At 55.9% G+C, this 256-nt stretch carries 1 protein-coding gene; it reads left to right on the top strand.

What is annotated here, in order from left to right:
- Positions 1-228 (top strand): YjbH domain-containing protein (locus Q5762_RS38975; protein WP_315897052.1); only part of this gene is annotated, 228 nt, incomplete at its 5' end.
- Between the last annotated feature and the right edge of the window lie 28 nt (positions 229-256).

Here is a 256-nt window from a genome sequence, read left to right as displayed (position 1 = left end):
GATGCGGGCGATGCATTCGGGGAAGGTAGTTTTGACAAAGGGCTCTATTTGACGATACCGCTTGATGCCTTTTTCTCCTTCTCAAGCCGCGACAGCACTATGCTACGCTGGCAACCTCTTACCCGAGACGGCGGTGCTCGCCTGGGGCGCCGCTACGAGCTGTATGAATTAACCCAAGAGCGTCAGATGGGACGTTACTGGGAGGAGTACCCGCAGATGTGGCGTTAACACGTCACCCCATCTTCAACGCTGTTGC

This window comes from Streptomyces sp. P9(2023) (assembly GCF_032436795.1).
GTDB lineage: Bacteria > Actinomycetota > Actinomycetes > Streptomycetales > Streptomycetaceae > Streptomyces.
Note: the sequence above shows the minus strand (reverse complement) of the source record. Positions and strands in the feature narration are given on the sequence as shown.